This is a genomic window from Streptosporangium sp. NPDC048886, from assembly GCF_055586905.1.
In genome coordinates this window covers 153,402-180,237 of the sequence record NZ_JBVJHH010000014.1, presented here as the reverse complement: position 1 = coordinate 180,237, position 26,836 = coordinate 153,402, and the positions used below count along the sequence as shown (strand labels likewise).

The 26,836-nt window shown below is 71.5% G+C and carries 25 protein-coding genes and 1 pseudogene; 7 read left to right on the top strand and 19 right to left on the bottom strand.

The window, feature by feature from the left end; all coding sequences use genetic code 11:
• Positions 1–142: 142 nt before the first annotated feature.
• The 3 genes from ACZ6R6_RS19600 to ACZ6R6_RS19590 all read right to left on the bottom strand — a co-directional run bounded on the left by ACZ6R6_RS19600 (position 143) and on the right by ACZ6R6_RS19590 (position 3,793).
• The gene (locus ACZ6R6_RS19600; protein ID WP_470095161.1) at positions 143–1,360 is read right to left on the bottom strand and encodes an MFS transporter; all 1,218 of its coding nucleotides are present in this window, start codon (positions 1,358–1,360) and stop codon (positions 143–145) included.
• Positions 1,361–1,647: 287 nt separating this feature from the next.
• A complete protein-coding gene (locus ACZ6R6_RS19595) occupies positions 1,648–2,883 on the bottom strand; it encodes an NAD(P)/FAD-dependent oxidoreductase (protein ID WP_470095159.1) in 1,236 nt (411 codons plus the stop codon).
• Positions 2,884–2,995: 112 nt separating this feature from the next.
• Complete coding sequence (locus ACZ6R6_RS19590) at positions 2,996–3,793, bottom strand: nitroreductase/quinone reductase family protein (RefSeq protein WP_470095157.1); 798 nt, start codon at positions 3,791–3,793, stop codon at positions 2,996–2,998.
• A gap of 82 nt (positions 3,794–3,875) precedes the next feature.
• On the opposite strand from ACZ6R6_RS19590, the gene ACZ6R6_RS19585 reads away from it, so the two are divergent.
• The 4 genes from ACZ6R6_RS19585 to ACZ6R6_RS19570 all read left to right on the top strand — a co-directional run bounded on the left by ACZ6R6_RS19585 (position 3,876) and on the right by ACZ6R6_RS19570 (position 8,759).
• Positions 3,876–4,325 (top strand): MarR family winged helix-turn-helix transcriptional regulator, encoded by a 450-nt coding sequence (locus ACZ6R6_RS19585; RefSeq protein WP_470095155.1) that lies wholly within the window; start codon positions 3,876–3,878, stop codon positions 4,323–4,325.
• A 317-nt stretch (positions 4,326–4,642) separates the two neighbouring features.
• On the top strand, positions 4,643–5,302 hold the full coding sequence (locus tag ACZ6R6_RS19580; protein ID WP_470095153.1) for a hypothetical protein: 660 nt from the start codon (positions 4,643–4,645) through the stop codon (positions 5,300–5,302).
• A 225-nt stretch (positions 5,303–5,527) separates the two neighbouring features.
• Positions 5,528–6,010 (top strand): MarR family winged helix-turn-helix transcriptional regulator, encoded by a 483-nt coding sequence (locus tag ACZ6R6_RS19575; protein ID WP_451929611.1) that lies wholly within the window; start codon positions 5,528–5,530, stop codon positions 6,008–6,010.
• Positions 5,982–8,759 (top strand): PEP/pyruvate-binding domain-containing protein, encoded by a 2,778-nt coding sequence (locus ACZ6R6_RS19570; protein ID WP_470095151.1) that lies wholly within the window; start codon positions 5,982–5,984, stop codon positions 8,757–8,759. Before ACZ6R6_RS19575 ends, ACZ6R6_RS19570 begins: the two co-directional genes overlap by 29 nt.
• 547 nt (positions 8,760–9,306) lie before the next feature.
• Here the strand turns inward: ACZ6R6_RS19570 and ACZ6R6_RS19565 are convergent.
• The gene (locus ACZ6R6_RS19565; RefSeq protein WP_470095149.1) at positions 9,307–10,341 is read right to left on the bottom strand and encodes a LacI family DNA-binding transcriptional regulator; all 1,035 of its coding nucleotides are present in this window, start codon (positions 10,339–10,341) and stop codon (positions 9,307–9,309) included.
• A 78-nt stretch (positions 10,342–10,419) separates the two neighbouring features.
• Positions 10,420–10,659 carry a hypothetical protein gene (locus ACZ6R6_RS19560; protein WP_470095147.1) on the bottom strand — a complete coding sequence of 80 codons (240 nt, stop codon included), beginning with the start codon at positions 10,657–10,659 and terminating at the stop codon, positions 10,420–10,422.
• A 179-nt stretch (positions 10,660–10,838) separates the two neighbouring features.
• Here ACZ6R6_RS19560 and ACZ6R6_RS19555 point away from each other — a divergent pair, with 179 nt between their 5' ends.
• Entirely contained in the window at positions 10,839–11,807 is a 969-nt protein-coding gene (locus ACZ6R6_RS19555; protein WP_470095145.1) for a carbohydrate kinase family protein, read from the top strand.
• A 155-nt stretch (positions 11,808–11,962) separates the two neighbouring features.
• Here ACZ6R6_RS19555 and ACZ6R6_RS19550 read toward each other — a convergent pair whose 3' ends face one another.
• From ACZ6R6_RS19550 to ACZ6R6_RS19500, 11 genes are all read right to left on the bottom strand, one after another.
• Complete coding sequence (locus ACZ6R6_RS19550) at positions 11,963–13,201, bottom strand: cation:proton antiporter (RefSeq protein WP_470095143.1); 1,239 nt, start codon at positions 13,199–13,201, stop codon at positions 11,963–11,965.
• A 90-nt stretch (positions 13,202–13,291) separates the two neighbouring features.
• Complete coding sequence (locus ACZ6R6_RS19545) at positions 13,292–13,603, bottom strand: hypothetical protein (protein WP_470095141.1); 312 nt, start codon at positions 13,601–13,603, stop codon at positions 13,292–13,294.
• Between the two features lie 8 nt (positions 13,604–13,611).
• Positions 13,612–14,781: a DUF418 domain-containing protein gene (locus tag ACZ6R6_RS19540; protein WP_470095139.1), complete on the bottom strand. Its 1,170-nt coding sequence runs from the start codon at positions 14,779–14,781 to the stop codon at positions 13,612–13,614.
• Between the two features lie 202 nt (positions 14,782–14,983).
• Positions 14,984–16,069 carry an N-acetylglucosamine kinase gene (locus ACZ6R6_RS19535; protein ID WP_470095137.1) on the bottom strand — a complete coding sequence of 362 codons (1,086 nt, stop codon included), beginning with the start codon at positions 16,067–16,069 and terminating at the stop codon, positions 14,984–14,986.
• A gap of 4 nt (positions 16,070–16,073) precedes the next feature.
• Positions 16,074–16,961 (bottom strand): alpha/beta hydrolase, encoded by an 888-nt coding sequence (locus tag ACZ6R6_RS19530; RefSeq protein ID WP_470095135.1) that lies wholly within the window; start codon positions 16,959–16,961, stop codon positions 16,074–16,076.
• A gap of 95 nt (positions 16,962–17,056) precedes the next feature.
• Entirely contained in the window at positions 17,057–18,451 is a 1,395-nt protein-coding gene (locus ACZ6R6_RS19525; protein WP_470095231.1) for an NAD(P)/FAD-dependent oxidoreductase, read from the bottom strand.
• A 175-nt stretch (positions 18,452–18,626) separates the two neighbouring features.
• Entirely contained in the window at positions 18,627–19,484 is an 858-nt protein-coding gene (locus ACZ6R6_RS19520; RefSeq protein ID WP_470095133.1) for an ABC transporter permease, read from the bottom strand.
• Positions 19,481–20,332 (bottom strand): ABC transporter permease, encoded by an 852-nt coding sequence (locus ACZ6R6_RS19515; RefSeq protein WP_470095131.1) that lies wholly within the window; start codon positions 20,330–20,332, stop codon positions 19,481–19,483. Before ACZ6R6_RS19515 ends, ACZ6R6_RS19520 begins: the two co-directional genes overlap by 4 nt.
• A 6-nt stretch (positions 20,333–20,338) precedes the next feature.
• Complete coding sequence (locus ACZ6R6_RS19510; RefSeq protein WP_470095129.1) at positions 20,339–21,544, bottom strand: ABC transporter substrate-binding protein; 1,206 nt, start codon at positions 21,542–21,544, stop codon at positions 20,339–20,341.
• 44 nt (positions 21,545–21,588) lie between these two features.
• Positions 21,589–22,734 (bottom strand): ABC transporter ATP-binding protein, encoded by a 1,146-nt coding sequence (locus ACZ6R6_RS19505; protein WP_470095127.1) that lies wholly within the window; start codon positions 22,732–22,734, stop codon positions 21,589–21,591.
• Positions 22,735–22,759: 25 nt separating this feature from the next.
• Positions 22,760–24,217 carry a gamma-aminobutyraldehyde dehydrogenase gene (locus ACZ6R6_RS19500; RefSeq protein WP_470095125.1) on the bottom strand — a complete coding sequence of 486 codons (1,458 nt, stop codon included), beginning with the start codon at positions 24,215–24,217 and terminating at the stop codon, positions 22,760–22,762.
• 194 nt (positions 24,218–24,411) lie between these two features.
• Here ACZ6R6_RS19500 and ACZ6R6_RS19495 point away from each other — a divergent pair, with 194 nt between their 5' ends.
• On the top strand, positions 24,412–24,906 hold the full coding sequence (locus ACZ6R6_RS19495) for an Lrp/AsnC family transcriptional regulator (protein ID WP_470095123.1): 495 nt from the start codon (positions 24,412–24,414) through the stop codon (positions 24,904–24,906).
• Here the strand turns inward: ACZ6R6_RS19495 and ACZ6R6_RS19490 are convergent.
• Complete coding sequence (locus ACZ6R6_RS19490) at positions 24,903–25,634, bottom strand: cytosine permease (protein ID WP_470095121.1); 732 nt, start codon at positions 25,632–25,634, stop codon at positions 24,903–24,905. The genes ACZ6R6_RS19495 and ACZ6R6_RS19490 overlap by 4 nt on opposite strands.
• Positions 25,635–25,776: 142 nt before the next feature.
• Positions 25,777–26,160 (bottom strand): annotated as a pseudogene (locus tag ACZ6R6_RS19485) (cytosine permease); the annotation flags it as partial.
• Between ACZ6R6_RS19485 and ACZ6R6_RS19480 the strand changes: the two are divergent.
• Positions 26,161–26,409 (top strand): helix-turn-helix domain-containing protein, encoded by a 249-nt coding sequence (locus ACZ6R6_RS19480; RefSeq protein WP_470095119.1) that lies wholly within the window; start codon positions 26,161–26,163, stop codon positions 26,407–26,409.
• A gap of 26 nt (positions 26,410–26,435) precedes the next feature.
• Here ACZ6R6_RS19480 and ACZ6R6_RS19475 read toward each other — a convergent pair.
• On the bottom strand, positions 26,436–26,836 hold a 401-nt coding region (locus tag ACZ6R6_RS19475; protein ID WP_470095117.1), incomplete at its 5' end, for a DivIVA domain-containing protein.

Here is a 26,836-nt window from a genome sequence, read left to right as displayed (position 1 = left end):
GTCCCTTCCTGTTTTCTGCACGCTGTTCTCTGCACGCGGACCCGGAGGAGGTCTCCGCCGCCCCCAGCCCCGCGCACGGCAGGAGCCGGGCGGCCGGACCTCAGCAGTGGGCGGCCGGACCCCAGGGACGGGCGGCCGGACCTCAGGAGGCGGTGACCAGCTCGCGGGCCGGGAACGGGCCGGTCGCGGGCCGCAACCGGCGCAGGAAGGCCAGTACGAGCAGGGCCGCCAGGCCGGTGGTGACCGGCGGGACCACGAAGGCCAGCGGGGCGCCGACCCGGTCCACCAACTGCCCGGCGACCGCCGCGCCGGTGGCGATGCCCAGGCCGATGGAGCCGTTGAGCCAGGTGAACGCCTCGGTCCTGACCTCGGCCGGGACGAGGGTCTCGACCAGGGTGTAGCCGGTGATGACGGCGGGGGCGATGACGCACCCGGCCATGGCCGCCCCGCCGTACAGCAGGGGGATGGATCCGGCGAGCGTCAGGGCGGCCGTCGTCGCGCAGAGCAGGCCGACGGTGACGGCCAGCCGGGCCGGGGCGCCGACCCGCCATCGGACGACGCCGTAGAGGATGCCGCCGACGAAGCTGGCGCCCGAGAAGGTCGCGTAGATCGGCCCGGCGGCGGCCGCCTGGCCGAGCGCGGCGGTGTAGGAGGTGATGCCGACCTGAAGGCTGCCGAAGACGGTGCCGAGGGCGACGAAGGCCACCGCGAGCACGGCCACGCCGCGCAGGCGCAGCACGCCCCGCCGGGAGCGGACCCGGACCGGTATCGGCTCCGGGGCGCCCCCGCGGACCGCGGCGAACACCAGCGTCCCGGCCACCACCATGACCAGCGCCGTCAGCAGCGCCCAGACCGGTGAGAAGCCCGTCGAGAGGGCCACCAGCAGGACCGGGGCGAGGGTGAAGGTCAGCTCGTCGGTGATGGATTCGAGGGCGAAGGCGGTGCCCAACCGCTCCGAGCGCCCCAGCAGGTGCGCCCAGCGGGCCCGGACCATCGAGCCGACCTGCGGCACCGAGGCGCCGGCCAGCGCCGCCGCCGCCACCAGCGGGAGGGCCGGGGCGTGGGCGGAGGCGAGCACGAGCAGCGCGCCCAGCGCGACGGCGTGCACGGCGACCTGCGGGATGAGCACCTTCGGCTGGCCGTACCGGTCGGCGAGCCGCCCGGTCTGCGGCCCGGCCAGCGCCTGCGCCACGGCCGCGGCCGCGGCCGCGATCCCGGCGGCGCCGTACGAGCCGGTCGACCACTGCACGAGCAGGAGGATGCCGAGCTGCAACATGGCGTACGGCAGGCGCGCGAGGAACGCGGGGACGAGGAAACGCCAGGCACCGGGGGAACCGAGCACGGCAAGGTAGGACTTCATCACTCTCCGTCGGAGTCCAGACGGAGCGCCGCCCGGTCCGGGAGCGCACCGTCGTGGTGGGCTTCGACCGGGGTAGATACCGCCTATAGCGGCCGCCATGCGGTCATTACCTGCATCCGTTCAGAACGCACGAATCAGCCATTTTATGCCATGAAATGGACTCAGCGAGAGCCTGCCGCCCGCCACCGCGTGCCCCGGCCCCGGCGGCCGGGCCCCGCACCCGTTCTCACGCCGGGGCCGGGCCCCGCGCCCGTCCTCGCGTCGGGGCGGGGGCACGCGGCCGCCGGTCAGCCCCGCACGAGGTCGGCGAACGGCACCGAGGGGTCGGCGAGCCGGTCAGGGGCGACCGGGGCGCCGCCGCGGATCAGCTCCTGGACCGGCGCGATGCCCTCCTCCCACCGGTTGACGTGCATCCCCGCCACGACACGGCCGCCGGCGAGCCAGAAGGCGTGGAAGTCCCGCGTCTCCAGGTCTCCCCGGACGACGACGGAGTCGTAGCCGCCCGGCGCGAACCAGCCGGAGAACTCCATGCCGACGTCGTACTGGTCGGTGAAGAAGTAGGGCGGCCGGTCGTAGACGACCTTCTGGCCGAGCATGGCCCTGCCCGCGGCCAGGCCGCCGTTGAGGGCGTTGGACCAGTGCTCGACGCGGATCCGGGCGCCGTACAGCGGGTTGAAGGCGTTGGCCGCGTCACCGGCGGCGTAGATGTCGGGATCGTCGGTGCGGAGGGACTCGTCGACGACGATCCCGTTGTCGACGGCCAGGCCCGCACGTTCGGCGAGCTCGACGTCCGGGCGCACGCCGACACCGACGATCACCACGTCGGCCGGGATCTCGCCGCCGTCGTCGGTGAGCACCGCCTGGACGCGCCCGTCGCCGCGGAACCCGGTCACCCCCCGGCCGAGCCGTACGTCGACGCCCTGGCGCCGGTGCACCTCGGCGAAGAAGGCGCCCATCTCGGGCCCGAGCGCCGCCTGCAGCGGCACCGGCCGCGGCTCGACGACCGTCACCTCGCAGCCGTATCCGCGGGCGGCGGCCGCGGTCTCCAGCCCGATCCAACCGGCCCCCACGACGACCACCCTGCCGCCGCCCCGGACGGCCCCGCGCAGCCCCTCGGAGTCGTCGAGGCTGCGCAGGTAGTGAACGCCGTCCAGGTCCGCACCGGGCACGTCGAGGCGGCGCGGGGACGCGCCGGGGGCCAGGAGCAGCTTGGCGTATCCGAGCCGCCGGCCGTCGTCGAGCTCCACCTCGTGCGCGGACCGGTCGACGCCGGTCACCCGGCGTCCGGTCAGGAGCTCCACGGAGTGCTCGCCGTACCAGCCCTCGTCGTGGACGTAGACCTTGGCCTTCTCCTCCTTGCCGAGCAGGTAGCCCTTGGACAGCGGGGGCCGCTCGTACGGGCGCTCGGCCTCGGCGCCGATCAGCGTGATCCGGCCCGTGAACCCCTCCTCCCGCAGGGACTGCGCGGCCTTCGCCCCGGCCAGGCCCGCTCCGACGATGACGAACGTCTGCTCGGTAGTCATGGATCTCTTCCTATCGGATTCCCATCCGGGTTCCAACGGAGGCGGCGGCGCGCGGCGCGCGGCGCGGGCCGGAGCCACCGGCGCCACCGCCCGGCGGGACCGCCCGCGCGGCTCAGCTCAGCTCGTTCAGAGCGGCCACGAGCTGCTGTTCCTCATAGGCGAAGTGAGCTTCCAGCTCGGCGGCCAGCCGGTCGAGGTCGGCCTGGACCCGCTCGACGTCGCCACCGTCGAGCAGCGCCCTGATCTCGCCGGTGATCCGCGCCACCACCACGTGCTCCTCGCGCAGCCGGGCCAGCGCCGGGGCCAGTTCGGGGAACTGCCGCTCAAGGCGCGGGAACCCGAGCTCGTCCTCTCCGGTGTGGTGCGCACGGAGCGCCTCGCAGTAGAGCAGGCAGTGCGTCCGCAGGTCCTCGCCGGGATCGGCGCCGCGGAGGTCGGCGAGCCGTTCGCGGAGCTCCTGGTGGATTTTGACCAGGTGCTCGCCGAGCGCCCCGGCGCGGGCCGCGTCCCTGCGGTACAGCGCGACCACCGGGATGACCCGGTCCGTGCCGGCCTGGTAGGCGGAGAAGGCCGGATCGAGTCCGGCCTGCCTGGCGTAGAACCGGTCGCGCTCCTCGCCGTGCAGCACGACGGCGGTCGCCTCGTAGGTCTCCGCACCGGTCTCGACGGTCACCCGCGCGTCGGCGACCAGGTTGTGGTACCAGGCCGGATGCTTCGGGCCGCCCGCGTTGGAGGCGAAGACCATGATCCGGTCGCCCGCGGGCAGGTATACCGCCGGGGTGGTGTGACGCCGGCCGGATCGGGCGCCGGTGGTGGTCAGCAGCACCAGCGACACCCCTTCGAACGGGCCGCCCACCTTCCCCCCGTTGGCCCGGAACTCCTCGATGACCTGCAGGTTGAAGTCGGACATGGATCGTCCCCTCGGGATAGGCTGACGACGTCAGCCATTTTGCTTTGATAGCAAAGCTAATTTAATCAGCAAGGTATCTGAGATGTCGACCGATGGCCTGAGCGTGGACGAGGGCGTCCGCACGCTGCTGCTGTTCATGCCGCGCATGGTCAGCCGGGTGAAGCGCATCCGCGTCCCCGAGGAGCTGCGGTCCTTCAACCTCGCCCCCCGGCACCTGTCGCTGCTGGCGTTCCTGCTCTTCGACGGGCCGATGGGCGTCAACGAGCTGGCCTCCCGGCTGAAGGTCGCACCGGCCACCGTCAGCCTGATGGTCGGCGACCTGAGCCGCAGCGGCGTCGTCGAGCGGCGCGAGGACGACGCCGACCGCCGTCGCACGATCGTGCGCATCGCCCCCGAGCACCAGACCTCGATCGAGAGCTGGCTCGCCAAGGGGGCCCACGCCTGGCGGCAGGCTCTCGAACCCCTGACGCCGGCCGAGCGCAGGCTGTTCGTCGACACACTCGCCGCCTACGAGCGAGCCCTCGCGGAGTGAGCGCCGGGCGGCGCGGAACGCACCGGAAAGCATGCGGACCAATGGCGGAAAACATTTCCGGACCTACGGAATTCCGCACCGCCCGATAAAGGCCGGGACGGCTCCCCGGCGGCGGCGTCCGACATCCCGGACCGCCGGGAAAATGCAAGCTCACCTGCCGTCAGGGCGATAAAACTTTCATTTACCATACCGCAGGCCAAATTCTCCGCCCCGGGCCGGGAGAGTATATATATTGCCTACGCCGTCAAGATCACGCTGCGGGTGAGAATTCCACCGAATCCATCCGTTGCGGGCCTTTCACATAAGGAGCATGCTGCATGCCATCGAAGCGACGTCTCATCCAGGCCGCGGCCGGCTGCGCGTTCACCGCGGCCGCCGTGCTGAGCCTCGGGGCCTCCTCTTCCGCGCAGTCAAGCGTTCCGGACATCTCGCCCGCCTCTCCACCCTCGGTGATAGATCCGCCCACCACACCCAAGGCCCGCGCGCTGACGGCCAAGGAGATCCAGCAGAGAGGACTGGACCGGTATATCGACATGTCCCGCCAGCGGGAGACCGCCCCCACCCTCGTCGACGCCTCCCAGGGCAAGTCCGCCGCGAGCATTCCCGCCCCCGCCAAGAAAGCCGCCGGGAGTGCCGCCAGCCGTCTCGCCTCGGGCTGCTGGTATCTGCAGACGGGGTACGGCTCCGCCACCCTCGGTGGGACCGCGGACCACACCTGGTGCGGCGACGGCTACTCGGTCACATACGTCTCGGCGAGCTGCACCGGGGGCACGAACTGGCCCACCTACCGATATGAGGGCTGTCAGAACAACCAGAGCTACGGCGTGGGCTGGAACGTCTGGGACGTCACGGACCGGTGGCACTTCTGCACTTCCTACAACCCCTCCACCGGGGCGTGCGGCGCCCGGACGCACCCGTGGCAGAAGAACCGCTACGGCGCGAACGGGCAGGTCTGGCTCCTCGGATGGGGCGGCTGAGGGATAACTTCACCGCGTGTTCCAGGCGACGGCGCCGGTCCCATCAGGGCCGGCGCCGTCGCCGTGCCGTCTCCCAGAGGTCACCGGGCCGACCGGCGCCGAGCGGGCCGGCGGGGGTGCGGCGGACCCGGCCGCCCACTAAATTTCATCACTTGTTGATTTTCTGGCCGACGCGGCCTAACGTTGCAGGCACGCACTAGTTGCAGTGATGCAAGGAGTTGTCCGATGGGACCCCTGGACGGCGCGGAGCGCGACCGGCTGGCCGACGACATCGGCGACTTCCGGCGGGCCCTGATCCCCGGCACCGTGCTCCAGCTGCTGCGCGGGTTCGAGGGAGAGGAACCCTCCGTGATCCAGATCGCCACCCTCTACGTTCTCGACCGCCCCGACCCCCCGACGCTCCGCGAGCTCGCCGGGCGCATCGACCGCTCGGTCTCGGCCACCAGCCGCCTGGTCGACCGGCTCGTACGGCGGGGCCTGGTCGGCCGCCACAGCGACCCCGGCGACCGGCGGGTCCGGCGGATCGCCCTCACCGCGGACGGCGCGGGCTTCCTGCGGGGCTTCGAGCGCGCCAGGGCGGACGCCCAGTTCGAGGTCATGGCCCATCTCACCGCCGACGAACGCGAGCTCGTGATCCGGGCCATGGCGCTGCTCGGCGAAGCCTCAAGGAGACGCACCCATGCGCACCCCACTCGTCCTGAAATTTGATGACATCAGGGCAGAGATGCTGCCCCTCGTCGGCGGGAAGGCCGCCAACCTCGGCGTGCTCACCGCCGTCGGCCTCCCGGTCCCGCCGGGACTGTGCGTCACCACCGAGGCCTACCGCAGGGTCACCGGGCAGGCCGGCCTCGACGGCGTGCTCGACGCCCTGGCCCGCACCCCCGCCTCGGACGTCAGGGCCCTGAACGGGCTGGCCGCGCGGGCCCGCGAGCTCGTGCTCTCCGCCCCGGTCCCCGATGACATCGCCGACACCGTACGGCGCAGCGCGCACGGCCCCGTCGCGGTCCGCTCCTCCGCCACCGCCGAGGACCTGCCGCACGCCAGCTTCGCCGGGCAGCAGGACACCTACCTCAACGTGATCGGCGACGAGGCCGTGCTGGAGGCGGTCCGGCGCTGCTGGGCCTCGCTCTGGACCGACCGGGCGGTGGCCTACCGCGCCGCCAACGGCATCGACCACCGGACCGTGCTGCTGGCCGTCGTGATCCAGGAGATGGTCCAGTCGGAGGTCGCCGGGGTGATGTTCACCGCCAACCCGGTCACCGGGCGGCGGCACGAGGCGGTGATCGACGCCAGCCCGGGGCTGGGCGAGGCCGTGGTCTCCGGCGCGGTCAACCCCGACCACTACGTGGTCGACACCGCCACCGGCCGGATCACCGAGCGCCGGCTGGGCGACAAGCGGCTGGCCGTACGGTCCCTGCCCGGCGGCGGGGTGGAGCACGTCGAGACCGGGATGGAGCGGGCCTGCGTCACCGACGCCCAGATCAGGGCGCTGGCCGAGCTGGGCGGCCGGGTCGAGGCCCACTACGGCTCGCCGCAGGACACCGAGTGGGCCATCGACGCCGACGGCACGCTGTGGCTGACCCAGTCCCGCCCGATCACCACTCTCTTCCCGATCCCTAGGCACGCCGAGCCCTCGGCGGGTCCCGCGCCGGACGGGCCCGCCGACGCCGGCGGGACACGGATCTACTTCTCCTTCAGTGTCGCCCAGGGCATCTACGCGCCGATCACCCCGATGGGCGTGTCGGCCTTCCGGCTGCTGTCGTCGTCGGCCGCCGACCTGCTGGGGGCCCCGGTCGCCGACCGGGCCGGCGGGGCGCCGCTGCTGGCCGAGGCGGGCGGGCGGGTGTTCATCGACGTCACGGGGATGATGCGCAGCCGGGTGGGCCGGGCGCTCTTCCCCCGGGTGCTCGACGTGATGGAGGCCAGGTCCGCCGAGGTGCTGCGCGGCCTGTCCGGCGATCCCCGCTTCAGCGTGACCCAGCGCTCGGTACGGCCCGCCCTGCGCAGGCTCGCCAGGAACGCGGCCCGCTTCCGCATCCCGCAGCGCGCCGTGCAGGCCGTGCTGGACCCGGCGTCCGCGCGCAGGCGCGCCGACCGGCTCGGCGCCGAGCTGCGGACGCGGCTGGCGTCCCCGCCGGACGCCACCCCCCTCCAGCGGCTCGACCGCGTCGAGTGGATCCTGGGCGGCCGGGCCGTCCCGGTGCTGCCCCAGGTCCTGCCGGGCCCGGCGGCCGGGTTCGCCATGCTCGGCCTGGCCTACCGCCTCCTCGGCGACCACGCCCGGCCCGGTGAGCTCCAGACGGTCCTGCGCGGGCTGCCGCACAACGTGACCACCGAGATGGACCTGGCCCTGTGGCATCTGGCCACCCGGATCCGCGCCGACCGGGAGGCCGCCGACCTGCTGCTCGGCACCCCGCCGGCCGAGCTGGCCGGACGCTTCCACGCCGGGTCGCTGCCCGGCGTGGTGGAGCGGGGCCTGAAGGAGTTCCTGTCCGTCTACGGCGTCCGCGCGGTCGCCGAGATCGACCTCGGGGTGCCCCGCTGGTCGGAGGATCCGACGCACGTCCTCGGCGTCCTGGCCAACTACCTCCGGCTGGAGGACGCCGCACTCTCCCCCGACGCCCTGTTCGCCAAGGGCGCCGCGGAGGCCGCGCTCATGATCAAAACGCTGGCCGCCCGCGTGGGAGGCGTCCGGGGCCGGGCCGTCCGCTTCGCCCTCGGCCGGACCCGGGCGCTGGCCGGCCTGCGCGAGCTGCCCAAGTTCTACATGGTCACCATCCTGGCCGCCATGCGCGCCGAGCTCATGACGGTCGGCGCCGACCTGTCCGCCCGCGGTCTGCTGTCCGCCCCCGACGATGTCTTCTTCCTGACCGCCCGGGAGGTCCGGGCCGCCCTCACCGGCGCGGAGCCCTCGGCGGACGGAGCCGCGGCGGCCACGGCCGCGGCCGGCGCCCCGCACACCCGCGACGCCGCCGCGGAGCCCCCGGCCGGCGCGGTCGCGTCGCGGCCCGCCACGCTGCGGGCGCTCGTCTCCGGGCGGCGCGAGGAGGCCGCGCGCGAGCGGCGCCGCAGGCACCTGCCGCGTGTCCTGCTGTCGGACGGCACCGAACCCGAGGCCGTCGCCACCGCGGCCCCGGTCGACGGTGCGCTGACCGGCACCCCCGCCTCGGCGGGCAGCGTCACGGGGACCGCCCGGGTGGTCCTCGACCCGGTCGGCGCCCACCTGGAGCCCGGCGAGATCCTGGTCTGCCCCTCCACCGACCCCGGCTGGACCCCGCTGTTCCTCACCGCGGGCGGCCTGGTGATGGAGATGGGCGGTGCCAACTCCCACGGCGCGGTGGTCGCCCGTGAGTACGGCATCCCGGCCGTCGTGGGCGTCGCCCGCGCGACCGAGCACGTCGTCACCGGCCGGCGGATCACCGTGGACGGCACCTCGGGCGCGGTGATCATCCACTGAGGCCGCCGTCCCGCCCCCGCGCCGTCACCGCCGGCTATTAGTCCACTCATAGCCCGGCAAACACCAGCAAACAGGAACCGCCATTGACAGCCCCCGAATAGACAGGCCATTTTGTCGGAGGAAGTACCGGCGGTTAAGCCGTCATCACTCGCCTCTCACTTACTCGGCGAGGCGACATCCTTCGGCCGTCGGGGATATGCACGGCATTCGGACTCTTTCCGATTTCAGTAGTGTCGTGGATTCACTGAGAGGAATACGCCCGCGAAAAGTTCTCGAGCGCATGACCCGACGTCCGGCGCGCCCAGGCGCGCGCCGGCCGGCGTCGCCGTCCTTGCCCTGACGGCGGCACCGCGGCGGCGCCCGCCGCACCGACGGGCCCTCCCGCGCGAGGCCCGGGCCGAGTTCAGGGCCGGGCCAGATCCAACACCGGGCCGGGGCCGACGCCGGACCAGATCCAAGGCCAAGCCAGGTCCAACACCGGACCAGGTCCAAAGCCAGGCGTGCCGAGCTGGGCCGGGCCGACCGGGCCGGGGCGAGGTCCTGGAGGTCACCGGCCTGTGGGGACCGCCGCCGAGGGGCGCAGTTCCCCCGACCCCCTGGTGATCAGGCGGGTGGGCACCACGACGGTCCGGGCCCTGGACCGCTCGCCGTCCAGCCGGGCCATCAGCAGCTCCGCCGCCGCGCGCCCGATGGCCGCGGGGTCCTGCGCGACCACGGTCAGCGCGGGCTCCAGCACCTCCGCGAGGGGCAGGTCGTCGAAGCCGACCACCGCCATGTCCCGGCGGCCGAGCCTGGCCAGCCCGAGGACCACGCCGGTCGCGGCGGAGTCGTCGGCCGCGAACACCGCCGTCACCGGGCTCCTGACGCCGAGCAGCCGGGTGACGGCCGCCGCCGCGGCCTCGTGGTCGTGACCGATCTCCACCAGGCTCCGGTCGAACCCGATCCCGGCCTCGGCCAGCGCGTCACGATAGCCCTGCAGTCGCTCCCGGCGCGTGTAGAGCTCGGGCAGGTCCCCGACGAACGCGATCCTCCGGTGCCCGTGAGCGATCATGTGCGCGACGCCCGAGCGCGCCCCCTCCCGGTTGGAGGAGACCACGGAGTCGGCCGTGAGCCCGCTGGCGGGCCGGTCGAGGAAGAGCAGCGGCAGGCCCGCCGCCCGTTCGGCCCGCAGGTGGCGGTGGTCGCTGTCGGCGGAGGGCACCACGATGAGCGCGGCGACCCGCCGGGCCAGGAAGGTCGAGATCAGCGAGCGCTCGCGCTCGGCCGTCTCCGCCGAGGAACCGACGATGAGCGTCAGGCCGCGGGCCCGCACCACGCCCTCGAACCCGCCGGCGACGGTCCCGAAGAAGGGGTTGCCCATGTCAGGGATGATCAGCCCGACTGTGGAGTCGCGCGCGCCCACCCGCATGTTGCGCGCCATGAGGTTCGGCTGGAACCCCAGCCTGCCCATGGCCTCCAGGATGCGCTCGCGGGTCTCGGCGGCCACCGGGCCGTCGTCGTTGACCACCCGCGAGACGGTCTTGGCGGTGACGCCGACCTCGCGGGCCACATCCGTCATGGTGGCGCGGCGAACCTTGGACATGGATCACCGCTCTTCTCGTCGGGGGCACGGCGTCGGAAACAGGCTAAAGGGTGCTCACCTGCCTCCGGCACGCCAACCTCAGGAGAGACCGATGGCGCGGGCCGCCCCCTCCGCCTTGGCCGCGGCCTCGGCGCCCTCCTTCGGCTTGACGAAGAAGGGGCTGGTCTCGGTCTCGGCGACGAGGCCGATCTTGATCGCCGTGGAGTCCGCCGAGCCCCCTCCCGTCCCGGCGGAGTCACCGCCGCAGCCCGTCACGGTGGCCGTGGCGGCGAGGGCGCAGGTCGCGAGTGCGCCGAGGGCGCGCATGCTTAAAGGCATCGAGTACTCCCTGGCGGGTCTGGGAGGTTCAAAATGTCAACGTTGACACATGTCAACGTTGACATCTGCTGCCATGGATGATGGGGTCCGCGAAAGGAAACGTCGATGCCTTACCGCTGCAACGGATCGGCAACGCCACCGGACCGCGTCGCGTCGCCCGCCCCAGAAAGGCAAGTCCCATGCCCCCCACCCAGGTAGCCGTGCTCGGTGAGTGCGTCGCCGACGCCTTCACGACCGGGAGCCCCGCGCAGGGCGAGCTCGCCCTGCGCGTCCTTCCCGGCGGGAGCCCGGCGAACACCGCTGTGGCCCTCTCCCGCCTCGGCACCCCCACCCGCTTCCTCGGCCGCATCTCGCGGGACTCCTTCGGTGCCCTGTTCCGCGCCCACCTCGGCGCCTCCGGGGTCGACCTGACCGGCTGCGTCGCCGCCGACGAGCCCAGCACGCTGGCGGTGGCGACGCTGGACGGGTCGGGGCAGGCCGTCTACACCTTCTACGCGAAGGGCTCCGCCGACTGGCAGTGGAGCACGGCGGAGCTGACCGCCGACCGGCTCGGCGACGTCTCCTGCCTGCACACCGGTTCCATGGCCCTGGTCGGCGCCCCCGGCGCGGAGCGCATCGAGGAGCTGCTGGCCAGGACCGCCCCCCACGCCACCGTCTCGATCGACCCCAACGTGCGCGCCACGTTCGTCGACCTGGCCGTCTACCGGGAGCGAATGCCCGTGTGGTGCGCGCTGGCCGACCTCGTCAAGCTCAGCGACGACGACCTGGAACAGATCCACCCCGGCGAGCCCCTCGAACAGGTCTGCGACACCTGGCACGCTGCGGGCGCCCGCCTGATCGTGGTGACCCGCGGCCCCAGGGGCGCGACCGTCTCCCTCGACGGCGAGCGGGCGACGGTGCCGGCGCCCGTCACGGAGGTCGTGGACACCGTCGGCGCGGGCGACTCCTTCACCGCCGCCCTCCTCCACCGGCTGCACGCCTCCGGCCTGCTCGGCGGGCGGCTCGACGCCCTCAGCCTCGATCAGGCCAAGGACGCGGCGTCCTTCGCCAGCCGTGCCGCCGCGCTCACCTGCTCGGTGGCCGGAGCCAACCCGCCCTGGGCCGGTGACCTGACCGGGGACCTGGGCGGGCCCACCGCCGGCGGGTGACCCGGCACGGGACGTGAGCCGGCCCACCGCGGCCGGCTGACCTCCCCGCCCGCGGCGCCGTCCCCGCGAGGCCCTCGGGCCTGACGCGGGACGCGGCCGCGCCGGCCGGTCGAGCCGGGGCGCGGGACAGTACGGCCGGGGACGGCCTAGGTGGTTCAGGTGGCCGGGGCCTTCTCCTCCTCCGGCTCCCCGCGCCGCGCCGTCCCCGGCGTCCCGCGCCCCTCCGGCCTTCTCCGCCGCGAGAGCGCCCGCCCGATCGACTCCGAGCGGCTGGCCACCAGCGGCCCGAGCAGGGCGAGGACGAGCACGTATCCGGCGATGAACGGCGCGAGCCTGCCGTCCAGCCCGGCGGCCAGCGCCATGGTCGCCAGGACGAGGGCGAACTCACCGCGCGAGAGCACGGTGAGCGAGATGTTGACCGCCTCCGCCCTGCCGAAGGAGTTCAGCTTGGCGGCCAGCACGCCGGCCACGACGTTGAGCAGCACGGTGATCACCACCGCGATCACGATGGGCCAGGCCACCGAGAGCATGTCACCCGGCTCGATGGACAGGCCGAACACGAAGAAGAACAGGGCGGCGAAGGCGTCCCGGAGCGGGTGGACGAGCTGGCGGATGCGCGGCGCCGCCCTGGTCGAGCTAAGAATGAGCCCGATCATGAAAGCCCCGATGGCGTCGGAGACGCCGAGCTCCTCCGCGACGCCGGCGGTGAAGATCGCCAGACCGGTGAACATCACCACGAGCAGCTCGTCGTCCCTGGTGGTCACGAGCATGTTGACCAGCCGCGTTCCCCACCGGGCCAGGGCGGTCAGCACGATCAGGAAGGCGAACGCCTTGCCGAAGGAGATCGCGGCGGCGGTGAAGGTGTCGGCGCCGCTGAGCACCGGCTGCAGCACGGCCAGGTAGAGGGCGAGGAAGACGTCCTCGACCACGATGATGCCGAGGATGAGACGGCTCTCCGGGTTGCCCAGGCGCCCGAGGTCCACCAGCAGCTTGGTCACGATGGCCGAGGAGGAGATTCCGATCACCCCGGCCAGGACCAGGGCCTCCCTGGTCCCCCAGCCCACGGTGAACCCGAAGGCCAGGCCGCCGCCGACGTTGAGCAGGATGTAGCCGACCCCCGCCAGCACCAGCCGCCTGCCCCCCGAGACGAGGTCGTCCAGGGAGAACTCCAGGCCGAGGTAGAACAGCAGGAAGATCAGGCCGAGCGCGGCGACGACCTTCAGATCCGCCGGGTCGTCGACCAGGGCGAGACCGGGGGTGTGCGGGCCGAAGAGGATGCCCGCGAGCATGAACAGGGGGATCGTCGGCAGCCCTGTCCGGGTGCCGAGTCTGGCGATGATCCCGGCGGCCAGAAAGGATCCACCGAGGGCGATGAGAGCGTCACCCAGTGCCACGATGGCCCCCTTCGGGGCAGAATCCGGGCATGGTGAACACGTGTTCGTGGAACATGAAGACCTCCGTCGAGCGATCTGGGTGTCAGTGCGTCACAGATCGCTGGACGGAGGCGCTCGGGGGCCGGAGGTGTCGTGTACGGTCCGCACGGCGGGGGCCGTCCGGGGCGGCCGGAGGGCCGGGGCCGGTGCCCCCTCCCCCGGCCCGGCCGGACCGGCGGCCGGCGGGGCCAGGCAGCGGTCCTGCTGATGCTGGACGGCCGGGGGCAGTATCGCCCCGCCCGCCAGTGTGATCGCGAGTCCGGGCTCGTGGTGAAGGCCGGGGGGCGCCGGGAACGGCGCGTGGACGACGGCGAACAGGACCAGCAGAAGGGCGGCGACCGTACCGACGACCTTCCGCGACAAACCGGACCCTAACGCTTGATGGAATTGTCCATTATTTTATCATTCGCCACCCGGCGGGACTGGGGGGCCGTGTAGGCCCACTGCCAGAGCAGTTCGAGCGGTCCCCGGTCGTAGCGCCGCAGCCACAGCGTGGACAGCGCCATGAACAGGGCGCAGATACCCGCCCAGGCGCCGATCACCCACCAGGGCCGCAGGTCGGCGAACCGCGCGGCCAGCCCGAGCCCCCAGCCGTAGCAGAGCGTCGCGGCGGCCAGGTTCTGGAAGACGTAGCAGCTCAGCGCGGTGCGGCCGACGGCGGTCAGGCCCCGGCGCATCGTGCCGGGAGCGCCGCTCATCCGGTGCACGACCGTCGTGACCAGGCCGAGCAGGCCCAGCGCCACCAGCGGGGGCAGCAGATAGCGGTCGACCAGGAACCACGCCTCCCCGGCGAAGGAGGTCAGCAGGTTGAGCGGGAGGGCCACGCCGAGCCCGGCCAGCATGAGCCGCCCGCGGAGGGTAGCGCCCTGGACGGAGTCCTCGAAGATCCCGGCGCGCATCAGGCGCGACCCGAGCAGGAACAGCACGATCCCCATCGGGATGATGAACACGGCCTCGACCCGGTAGACGCCGATCAGCTGGATCCGGGCCGCGACCTGGTCGAGGTAGGCGCCCTCGGAGAACAGCGTGGACGCCTCCGAGGCCGGGGGGACCGTGCTGACCTGGCCGTAGACCATGATGAAGGTGGCCAGCCCGATCAGCGCCACGAACGCCGACCCCACGGTGATCATCCAGGCTCTGACCACCCGGTCGCTCCGGCCGATCAGATAAGCCACGATGATCGAGGTCACGGCGTAGCCCATCAGCACGTCGAACTCGAAGATCAGCACGTAGTGGATCAGGCCTTCGAGGAACAGCAGCCCGGCCCGCCACAGGTACCAGCCGGGCCAGGGCGCGTTCCGGCGCGCGGCCGAGCGGTACTGCAGCTCCAGCCCGACCCCGAACAGCAGGGTGAGCAGGGCCAGGAACTTGCCGTTGGCCAGGAATCGGAGGAAGGTCTCCACGGTCCCGGACTGGGCGAGCGCGTCCAGCGCGTTCGCCGGGCCGCCCGGGCTGGTGAAGATCCAGATGTTGGTGCCCAGGGTCCCCATGATGGCGACACCTCTGAGCACGTCCAGCACGTCTATCCGTCGCGTCGTCACGCTTTCAACGATGTCCGCTCCCGGGCGGCCGGTCATCGTCACGCGGACCCATCCGGGATGTACATCTATGGATGTAGGCGTTCAGCCTTTGGTCGACGGCCCGGCCCGGTTCAGGCTCCGGCCGGCACCCCGGCCCGGCGAGCCCCGCCCACCTCGTGCCCGTCCCCGCCGGAGCGGGACGCCGGCCTCCGCGAGGCTCCTGTCACACCTGCCGCAGGATCCGCCGGTGCAGCCGCCCCGCCGCCTCGCCGTCCAGGCCGAAGGCCCGCTTGGCCGCCAGCCAGGCCGCCCCCGCGGCCCCGTCGCCGGCCAGGACCGTCGAGGCGCCCAGCCCCTCCCGTACGGCCGAGCAGACCGGCCCCCCGGTGGTCAGGACGCTCCCGGCCAGCACGATGGGGGTGTCCTCCCCCGCCTCGCGCACCTCGGCCACCGTCGCGCGGAGCAGTCCGGCCGCCGTCGCCACGATCTGCAGCGCGGCGGGGTCGCCCGCGTCGGCGGCCCGGCTCACCAGTGGCGCCAGCCTCGCCAGCTCCAGCGGGGAGCGCCCCTGGGCGTGGACCACGATCCGGACGGCCTCCGCCCTGCCGTCCGCGGGCGGCCACCCGGCCCCGCCGCCACTCGGCCGGCCCGCGGACGCCCCAGCGGGCGCTCCGCCGCCGTCCGGCCGTGCCGTCTCCTCGCCTCCCAGATGCGCGCTCGCGGGCGCTCCGCCGCCGTCCGGAGGCGCTCCGGCGCGGTCGGCGCGGATCTGCTCGGCGACCAGGCGCGTCAGCAGCCCGCCGCTCTCACCCCGGGTGAGGCTGCGGACGGCCTCGCGGGCCGCCTCGCGCCCCAGCCAGAACCCCGACCCCTGGTCCCCCAGCAGCCAGCCGAGCCCGTCGGAGATCACCACCGGCTCCTCGTCCTCGATGCGGGCGGCGGTGGCGCCGGTCCCCGCGATGAGCACGGTGCCGCGGGGCTCCGCCGTACCGGCGGCGAAGGCGATGGTGAGGTCGCCCGTCACGGCGGGAACGCAGCGCAGTCCGGCGGAGGCCCACATCCGGTCGAAGACGGCCCGGTCGAGTGCCCCCGCCCCGGCCATCCCGACGACCGCCCCGGCCACCTGGGTGGGGTCCACGCCGCGGAGGGCGGCCTCCAGCGCCTGCCGGATGTTGGCGGCGGCCGTGGCGGTGCCGTGGGCCGCCGGGTTGCCGCCGGCGGCCCTGCCGTACCCGGTCCGTCGGCCCGAGGCGTCGGCCAGCACCGCGCGGGAGGAGGTGCCGCCGACGTCCAGTCCGAGAACGTACATCGGCTTACAGGTGTTCGCCGAGGAACGCCACGGTGGCCTCGACGGCCTGGGTGACGTAGGGCTCGGTGTCGTAGAGGTCGATGTGGAGCCTGGCGTCCAGCCAGTGGAGCCTCTTGGGGCCGTCCATCCGCTTGTACGCCTCCTCGGCGCCCTCCGGGGAGCAGAAGCGGTCCACCACGCCGTGCACGATCAGGCCGGGCTTGGGGGACAGGAAGTCGGCTCCGGTCATGTTGTCCACGGTGATCAGCTCGCGGACGGAGGCCCTGGTGACCTCGTTGCGCCAGTGCGGCCGGGCGCCGCGCTCGGTGCCGTAGTAGGCGAACGGCTCGTCCCCCGGCATGGCGGCCTCGCCGCCGACGGCCACGGCGGGCAGGTATTCCACCGGGCCGCCCCGGTCCTGGCGCTCCAGCACCTCGGTGAAGGAGGCCAGCGCGCCGTGGTAGCCGTCGGGCGACATGGCCGCGCGCATGCCGTAGGGGTTGTTGTAGGCCCCGGCGATGCCCGCGAAGACCTTCACCCGGGGGTCGAAGGCGGCGAACCGGAGCGCGTATCCGGCGCCCAGGCAGACGCCGACCGCGCCGATCCTGTCGCCGTCGGCCTCGGGCCGCGAGCGGAGCAGCGAGACCGCGGCCCGCAGGTCGTGCAGCTTGCCCTGCGCGTCCTCGTGGCAGCGCGGCGTCCCGCCCGACTCGCCCCAGTTGCGGTGGTCGAAGGCCAGCGTCACATATCCCGCCTCGGTCAGCCGGGCCGCGTACAGCCCGGTGACCTGGTCCCGCGTGCCGGTGAACGGCCCGGTGAGGACCAGGGCCGGGTGCGGGCCGGCCGCGGCCGGCACCCGCAGGTCGCCGACGAGCCTGATCCCGTCGGCCTCGAACTCAACTGTCTCGGTCACGCTGTCCAGTCTGTACGGTCCGCGCACCGCGGGGCGAGGGAGCCCGCCACCGCGCTCCCGGTCCCCGCCGGTACGGCGGGGACCGGAAGTGCCGGCTACGAGTCGAACCCGAGGCCCATCCGGTCCAGGGTGCGCAGCCAGAGGTTGCGGCGGCCCTGGTGGAGGTCGGCCTGGGCGATCGACCAGCGGGTCATCTGGATCCCGGCCGAGCGGACCGGCTCGGGCGGGAAGGGCAGCGGCTTCTCCTTGACCATCCGCAGCTCCGTCCGTTCGGTCGGCTCGCCGTTGAGCAGGTCGAGCATGACGTTCGCGCCGAAGCGGGTCGCGCCGACGCCCATCCCGGTGTAGCCGACGGCGTAGGCGAGACGCCCGCCGTGCGACTGGCCGTAGAAGGCGCTGAAGCGGCTGCAGGTGTCGATGACGCCGCCCCACCGGTGGGTGAAGCGGAGCTCCGACAGCTGCGGGAACGTCGTGGCGAAGTGCCCGGCCAGCTTGACGAAGGTCTCGTCGCGCTGTTCGTACTCCGGCTTGATCTTGCCGCCGTTGTAGTAGACCGCGTCGTAGCCGCCCCAGAGAATGCGGTTGTCGGCGGTCAGCCGGTAGTAGTGGAACTGGTTGGCCGAGTCTCCGACGCCCTGCCGGTTGTGCCAGCCGACGGAGGCGAGCTGCTCGGCGGAGAGCGGCTCGGTCATCAGCGCGTAGTCGTAGACCGGCACCAGGAAGTGCTTCAGCCGCCGCAGCAGCGGCTGGAACACGCCGGTGCCGAGGGCGACCCTGGCGGCCCTGACGGTGCCGTGCGGGGTGAGCAGCTCCATGCTCGCCTGGGTGTCCTTGATGTTCCTGACCGGCGTGCGCTCGTAGATGCGCACGCCCACGGAGAGGCAGGCCTGCCGGAGCCCCCAGGCCAGCCGGGCGGGGTCGAGCATGGCGCAGCCGTCGCGCTCCCAGAAGCCACCGATGTAGGTGGGCGAGTTCACCTCCGCCCGGGTCTGGTCCTGGTCGAGGACGTCGAAGCGCAGACCCATCTCCTGGGCGACCTGGACGCTTTCCTGCATCTCCGCGAGCTGCCAGGGCTCGGTGGCCACGTTCAGCTCGCCGGTGCGCTCGTAGCCGCAGTCGATGCCGTATCTGGCGACGGTCTCGCCGATCTCGTCGAGGTTGGCCAGCCCCAGCCGCTCAAGCGTGACGACCTCCTCGGGCCAGCGCTCCAGCCCGTTGGCGATCCCGTGGGTGAGCGTCGCCATCGCGAAGCCGCCGTTGCGGCCGGACGCCGCCCAGCCGATCCTGCGTCCTTCGAGCAGGACCACGTCGAGCGACGGGTCTCGTTCCTTGGCCATCAGGGCGGTCCACAGCCCCGAGAAGCCTCCGCCGACCACCGCCAGATCGGCGGTCGTGTTTCCGAAGAGCCGCGGCTGCGGCTCGGGTTTCGCCGGACTGTCGAGCCAGTACGGCTTGCGCTCCGCATCAGCAAGAGCCTTCAGCGGATCCACAAATCTCACTTCCCTACGGTGAGTCAAATTATTTTTGTGTGTGTATCGCGTGGTCATGAAGACCACACGCGGGTTCCCCCCGCCTGAATCCGATCTCGCCTCCCTGTTCTCTGCCGAGGATCTGGGTACACCGAAGCCCCGTGCCACCCGGTGACGGCACGGGGCTTGACGGCAGCTAGGTGCGGCGGCGCGAGAGCACCGTGTTGAACACGGCGATCGCGACGCCTACCGCGAATATAAGGGTTCCGATGATGTTGACCTGTGGCGGCACCCCGATACGGGTGGCGCCCCAGATCCACAGCGGGAACGTCTGGAGTGCCCCGCTGGTGAACTGGGTGATCACGAAGTCGTCGATGGAGAGCGCGAACGCCAGCAGCGCGCCCGCGACGACGCCGGGCAGGATCATCGGGAACGTCACTCGCCAGAACGTCACCCACGTGGAGGCGCCCAGGTCACGGGCGGCCTCCTCGATCGAGCGGTCCAGCCCGATCACCCGGGCCCGCACGGTGATGGCCACGAACGACAGGGAGAACAGCACGTGCGCGATGATCACGGTCGCGAAGCCGGTCTGCACCCCGCTGCTGATGAACAGCGACAGCAGTGAGGCTCCCATGACGAGCTCCGGCGAGGCGATGGCGGCGAACATCACGAGGTTGGTCGCGCCCTGCCCGCGGAAGCGGTAGCGGCCCAGGGCCAGGCCCATGAGCGTGCCGATGACCGTCGTGATCAGCGTGGAGAGCACGGCGATCTGGAGCGAGTTGACCACGGCCCTGGTCAGCTCGGGATATTCGCCCAGCCGTCCCCACCAGTTCAGGGTGAAGCCCTGCCAGGTCACGTTCGACTTGCTCTTGGTGTCGTTGAAGCCAAAAACGATCATGACCGCGATCGGCAGGAACAGCCAGGCGATGATCAACCAGACGTAGACCTTGAGCAGCCGGTCGCCGATCCGGGTCCTGCTCCGCCCACGTCCGGCGGGCGCCGCCGTCTCCTGGGCGGCCGCCGGGGCCGCCGCGCCGAGTCCAGTGGTGCTCATCGGGCCGCCGCCTCCAGCACGTTCTCGGTGCCGAGCGCCTTGGCGTAGGCGAAGATGCCGATCAGCATCGCCGCCATCAGCGTGAACGACAGCGCGGCGGCGGTCGGATAGTCGTTGTTGACGAGGTATTCGGTCTGGATGATGTTGCCGATCATCGTGTTCTCCGGGCCGCCGAGGATGCCGGCGTTGACGTAGTCCGCCGTCATCGGGACGAACGTCATCAGCACCCCGGCGAACACACCCGGCAGCGAGAGCGGCAGCACGACCTTGGTGAACGCCTCACGCCGGGCGGCGTACAGGTCCTGGGCGGCCTCGACCACCCGGGGGTCCACCCGCTCCAGCGCGACGTAGATCGGCAGGATCATGAACGGCAGGTAGTTGTAGACCAGACCGCCGATCACCGCCACCGTCGTCTGCAGCACGTGGAAGTCTCCGGACACCAGGCCCGCCGACTTCAGCGGTGACAGCAGCATGCCGTCGTCGGCCAGCAGGAACTTCCACGACACCGTGCGCAGCACGAACGAGACGAAGAACGGCAGCAGCACCAGCAGCAGGTAGGTGGACTTGCGCGGGCCGCCCTTGAAGGCGATCCAGTAGGCCATCGGGTAGGCCAGCACGACGGAGATGACCGTCGCGGTCAGGCCGTAGCCGGCCGAGCGCAGGAACTGCGTCTGGTACTGGGCCAGCGCGTCGCCGTACACCGAGAAGTTGAACGTCTGGACGAACCCGTTCACCACGTCGCCCTCCTGGGTGGAGACCGAGGCCATGAAGACCATCGGCACCACCAGGAAGATCGCCAGCCAGAGGCCGCCCGGCAGGATGAGCAGGTAGGGGGCGAGGCGTTTCATCCCCGGTCAGCCCTGGGTGACCGGCTGGAAGATGGACTCGAAGACCTTCTCCTCAGCCGTGGTCAGTGCCTTGTAGGAGCGCAGCTTGGCCATGTCGGCGTCGGAGGGGAAGATCAGCGGGCTGTTGGCGATCTGCTCCAGGGACGCCTTGTCCTCACCCTTGGCCTTGGCGGCGTCGGCGAGGACCAGATCCTTGGTGGCCGGCACCGGGGTGATGTAGTTGATGTATTCGACCAGCATCGTGGCGATCTTGGGCTGGTAGACGTAGTCCATCAGCGTCAGGGCGTCGACCGGGTTCTGCGCGGTCTTGGGGATGCACATGTTGTCGGTCCAGATCGTGCCGCCCTCCTCGGGCACCACGAACCTGAGGTCCTTGCCCTCGGCGACCTGCTGGAAGATGTCACCCGACCAGGCCATGGTGATCCACACGTCGCCCCGGACGAGGGCGTCGACGTAGTCGTTCTCGTAGTATTTGCGCACCAGCCCCGCGTCACGCTGCTGCCGGAGCTTGTCCCCGGCCTTGCGCCAGTCGGCCTCGGTGGACTTGTCGGGGTCGAGGCCCAGGGCGAACAGGCCGAAGTTGGCGACCTCCTGGGTGTCGAGCATCATGCCGACCTTGCCCTTGTACTTGGGGTTCCAGAGGTCCTGGATGCTCTTGACCTCGTCGACGTACTTGGGGTTGTAGGCGATGCCGGTCAGGCCGACCGTCCACGGGATGGTGTGGGTGTTGCCCGGGTCCCAGGTCGGGTTCTTGACCTTCTGGGCCGCGTTGGCCGCGAAGTTCGGCAGCTTGGAGTGGTCCAGCGGGACCAGGTAGCCCAGCGCCATGGCCTTGCTGAGCTGGAGGCCGTTGGTCATGACCATCAGGTCGTAGCCGATGTCGTTGTTGGCGGCGAGCAGCGGCTGGATCTTGCCGAAGAACGTGGTGTTGTCCTGGATGGCCTCCTGGTAGGTCACCTTGATGCCGGTGTCGGCGGTGAACATCTCCAGGGACGGATACTTCTTGCCGTCCTTGTCGATGTAGAGCGGCCAGTTGGCGAAGCGCAGGGTGCCGTTCTGCTTCTGGGAGGCCCAGTAGTCAGTGACGGCGTCCGCCTTGGGCGCCTCGACCTTCTTGCCCTGGACTCCGCAGCCGGCCAGAGCCAGGCCCGCCGCCGACAGCCCCGCCAGGCGGAAGGCGTCACGGCGGGTGATCGAGCGGCTCTGCGTCATGCCTCGCAGGAAAGCCGGGTCTTGGGAGTGATGCATGGCGGTACTCAACTTCCGATCGCGTACGAGTGGTGCGGCTGCCACGACAGCCAAACGGCGTCGCCGCGCTCTGCCGTACTCGTGCTGTCAAGCGCGTTCTGCTGGAAGACGGTGACCTCGGCGCCGTCGGCCAGGCTCACCGTATAGCTGTTGTAGAGGCCCAGATAGACCACCTCGGAGACGACGCCGGGCACGATGCTGACATCGCCCGCCGGCTCCTCCGTGGAGATGGTGATCTTCTCGGGGCGTACGGTGACCGCGATCGGGTCCGCGACCCGGAAACCGTCTCCCGCCACCAGGACCCGGCCCTCCTGTCCCAGCTTAAGCATGGCCGAGCCGGGGACGAGCCGGTCCACGGTGCCGCTGAGCAGGTTGGAGGTGCCGATGAAACCCGCCACGAAGGCGGTGGCCGGGCTCTCGTAGATCTCCCGGGGCGAGGCGAGCTGCTCGACCTGGCCGTCGTTCATGACGGCGATGCGGTCGCTCATGGTGAGCGCCTCGCTCTGGTCGTGCGTGACGTAGACGAAGGTGATGCCGACCTCACGCTGGATGCGCTTGAGCTCGATCTGCATGGCCTGGCGGAGCTTGAGGTCGAGCGCTCCGAGGGGCTCGTCCAGCAGGAGCGCGCGGGGCCTGTTGACGAGGGCCCGGGCCAGGGCCACCCGCTGCTGCTGGCCGCCGGACATCTCCCGGGGGCGGCGCTTCTCGCGGCCGGTGAGGGCCACGATCTCCAGCATCTCGCCGACGCGCCGCTTGATCTCGGCCTCGGCGACCTTCTTTCGCCTGAGACCGAAGGCGACGTTCTCCCAGACGTTCATGTGCGGGAACAGCGCGTAGGACTGGAAGACCATGTTCACGTCGCGCTTGTTGGGCGGCACGTTGGTCACGTCCTGACCGTGCAACCGCACCGTGCCGCGCGACGGATCCTCGAACCCGGCGATCATGCGCATCGTGGTGGTCTTGCCGCACCCGGAGGGGCCGAGGAGCGAGAAGAACTCCCCTTCGGCGATCGTCAGGGTCACTCCCTTCACCGCCTGGACGACTTCTCCGTGGGCGAGGTATTCCTTGACGACTCCGTCGAGCTCGATGGCGGGCACCTGGGCGGAGGTGGAGGCGGCCGGCGCCGCCTCCGTGCCCGCCTGGATATCGGTCATACCAGGCTTATCCCTCTGTTCGCGGCTATTCGCCGATGTAGTGCATTACGTGCTTGACGCGGAGGTAGTCGTGGAGCCCGAAAACGGACAGGTCCTTGCCGTAACCGGAGTGCTTGAACCCTCCGTGCGGCATCTCGGAGACGAACGGGATGTGGGTGTTGACCCATACGACGCCGAAGTCGAGACGCTTCGACATCCGCATGGCCCGGCCGTGGTCGGAGGTCCACACCGAGCTCGACAGCCCGTACTTGACGCCGTTGGCCTTGGCCACCGCGTCGGCCTCGTCGGAGAAGGTCTGGACGGTGATGACGGGCCCGAACACCTCGTTCTGCACCATCTCGTCGTCCTGCTGGAGGCCGTCGACGATGGTCGGGGCGAAGAAGTAACCCTTGTCGCCGACCTGGTGACCGCCGGTCAGGACCTTGGCGTGGCCGGGGACCCGGTCGAAGAAGGCCGCGACGCGGGCGAGCTGGTTGGCGTTGTTGAGCGGGCCGTACAGCGCGTCCTCGTTGGACAGGTCACCGGTCACGGTGCCCGCGGCCGCCTCGGTCAGCGCGGCGACGAACTCGTCGTGGACGTCCTCGTGGACCAGCACGCGGCAGGCGGCGGTGCAGTCCTGGCCGCCGTTGTAGAGACCGGCCGTGGCGATGGCCTCGGCGGCGGCCTTGAGGTCCTTGACGTCGTCGAAGACGACGACCGGGGCCTTGCCGCCGAGCTCCAGGTGGACCCGCTTGAGGTCCTCGGCCGCGGTCTTGGCCACGGCCATGCCCGCGCCGACCGAACCGGTGATCGCGACCATCTGCGCCGTCGGGTGCCCGACGACGAGGGAGCCGGTCTCGCGGTCGCCGACGACGACGTTGAAGACGCCCTTCGGCAGGACCTCACCGAGGATCTCGGCCAGCTTGAGGGTGGAGACCGGGGTGGTGTCGGAGGGCTTGAGCACGATGGTGTTGCCCGCGGCGAGCGCGGGGGCGATCTTCCAGACCGCCATCATCATCGGGTAGTTCCAGGGCGTGACCTGGCCCACGACGCCGACCGGCTCGTGCCGGATGACGGAGGTGTGGTCGGCGAGGAACTCGCCCGAGGTCGGGCCCTCCAGGGTGCGCGCGGCGCCCGCGAAGAAGCGGAAGTGGTCGGCGGCGATCGGCGTCTCGTCCTCGGCCATCCGGGCCCGGGGCTTGCCGGTGTTACGGCACTCGGCCTCGTTCAGCTCGTCGGCCCGGGCGTCGATGGCGTCCGCCACCTTGAGCAGCAGGTTGGCCCGCTCGCCCGGGGTGAGGCCGCTCCACGACTCGAAGGCGGCGGCAGCGGCGGCGTACGCTCCGTCGACGTCCTCCGGACCGGAGATCGGCGCCTGAAGGTAGGCCTCTCCGGTGCAGGGGTCGATGACATCGGAGAATCGGCCGCTCTTGGCGTCCACGAACGCACCGTTGATGTAGTTGCGCAGACGGGTGGACTCATGGTTCTCAACCGGGGTGGTCAACGTTGACCTCCTTGCACAGTGGGGCCGAGTTGTCGCGACTCTTACAGAGTAGGTGCCTCGCGACAAGGGATTTCGTTGTGAAGATACCAAATTGCTACGAATTCGCTTGACAGAGCCTCAAGAACTGACACCATGTCGCATCGGAGCCGCAATCTGTCGGCGACAGCCCCGCAACATGACGCCAGGGAGCGCGGATGACGACGCCACCCAAGGTACGCCGCGAGAACGACGCGAAGCCAAGCCCCGTCGTCCTCGACGAGATCTCCAAGCAGATCATCGAACAGTTGCAGGGCGACGGGCGCAAGCCGTACGCCGCCATCGGCAAGGCCGTCGGCCTGTCCGAGGCCGCGGTCCGCCAGCGGGTCCAGCGCCTGCTCGACGCCGGGGTCATACAGATCGTCGCGGTCACCGACCCGCTGATCCTGGGTTTCCCCCGGCAGGCCATGATCGGCATAAAGTGCGAGGGCGACCTGGAGATGGTGGCCGACGAGCTGTCGGCCATCAAGGAGATCGACTACGTCGTGCTGACCGCCGGATCCCTCGACATCATGGTCGAGGTCGTCTGCGAGAGCGACCAGCACCTCCTGGAGATCCTCGGCAAGATCCGCGCCATCCCCACCGTCCGCGCCACGGAGACCTTCGTCTACCTCAAGCTCCACAAGCAGACCTACTCCTGGGGCACCCGCTAGCCCCGCCCGCCCGGCGGACACCGGACGGGCGGGACGGGGCCGGAGCGGGCGCGGGGCGGGCCGACGAACTGCCCGGGGATGTTGACCGACAGGATGGCCACGGTCGCGGCGAGGAGCCAGGCGGCCATGCCCCGCCAGTTCCAGCCGTGGGTGAACCAGGAGCGCCCGCCGCGCTGGCGGCGGTTGAAGACCTGCAGGGCCTCGGGGTCGTACCAGCCCCGGCGCGTCACGTAACCGAGCATCATGATCACCATCCAGGGGGCGGTGCAGGTGATGATCAGGGTGGCGAAGGTGGAGATGCTCTGGGTCAGGTTGAGCGCGAACCGGCCGAGGAGGATGAAGCCGATCGACAGCACACCGATGAACACCGTCGCCTGCACCCGGGTGAAGCGCGGGAAGACGCCGGAGAAGTCCAGGCCGGTGCCGTACAGCGCGGTGGTGCCGGTGGACATGCCGCCGATCAGGGCGATGAGGCAGACCGGCAGGAAGTACCACGCGGGTGAGACCGCCAGCAGGCCGCCGACGTAGTTCGGGGCGGCCGGGCCGACGTAGTCGGCGGCCTTGGTCGCGATGATCGACGCGGTGGCCAGGCCGAAGAAGAACGGCAGGAGCGTGGCGAGTTGGGCCAGGAAGGCCGCGCCCATCACCCGGGTGCGCGGGGTCGCGGCGGGGATGTAGCGCGACCAGTCGCCGAGGAAGGCGCCGGAGGAGATCGGGTTGGAGAGCACCGATCAGGGCGGCGCCGATGAACGACGGCCAGAACGCCGGGTCCGCCGTGGAGGCGAACACCCCCGGGTAGGACGGGTCGAAGTCACCGGCGAAGGCGAGGACGCCGAGCACGGACAGCACCGAGGCCGCCGCCACCGCGATCTTGTTGACCAGCAGCATGAAGCGGAAGCCGTACACGCAGACGACCAGCACCAGCCCGGCGAACAGCGCGTACGCCAGGCCGTAGGAGAAGTCCGACTCCGGCAGCCCGACCAGCCGGTGCGCGCCGCCGACCAGGGCGTCGCCGGAGGACCAGACCGAGATCGAGAAGAAGGAGATCGCGGTGAGCAGGGAGAGGAACGGACCGACGACGCGGCCGTGCACCCCCAGGTGCGCCGAGGAGGAGACGGCGTTGTTGGTGCCGTTCACCGGGCCGAAGACGGCCAGCGGCGCGAGGCTCAGCGAGCCGACCACCAGGCCCAGCACGGTCGCCGAGAGCCCCTGCCAGAAGGAGGGACCGAACAGGATGGGGAAGGCGCCGAGCACGTGCTCGGCGAGGTGCTCCGCTACGACGCGGCCCACGACTCCCGGCTGCTCGCCTCGGTCCGCACCTGGATGGAGCGGGACCGGCGCACCGAGGACGCGGCGGCGGCGCTGCACATCCACCCCAACACGCTGGCCTACCGGCTGCGCAGGTTCACCGCGCTGACCGGCCGCGACCTGTCGTCCACCGGGGCGTTCGCCGAGGTGTGGCCGGCGGTCCGGGCAGCCGGGCAGCTCGGCCTCACCGACTGAGACGCCCGCCGGGGGACGAGCCGGGCTCACCGGCCGAGGTGCGCCTCCAGGACGTCGGCGACGCCGGTGAGGAACTCGTCCACCTCGCCGACGGCGTAGCCCGGTCGGAGCATCACCGTGGCGAACCTGGCCGCGCGCACGTCACCGGGGGTGACAGGCTGGTCGGTGGTGCCGCGCAGGGTGGCGACGACCCGGTCGAGGAAGGCGTCCACCTGGTCCTCGTTGTAGCCCATGCCCAGCCGCCCGGCCCGGAAGGCGGCCCGCTCGATCCAGACCGCCTGCTCCTCGGGGGTCGGGAGCCTCCCCGGCCACTCGGCGGACGCCTCCTCGCCCTCCGCCGGGAGGTCACCGGCCCACGCGTCTCCGGCGGCCGGCCGGGAACCGGCGGGCCCGGGACCACCGGCGGGCGGAGACGCATCGGCGGGCG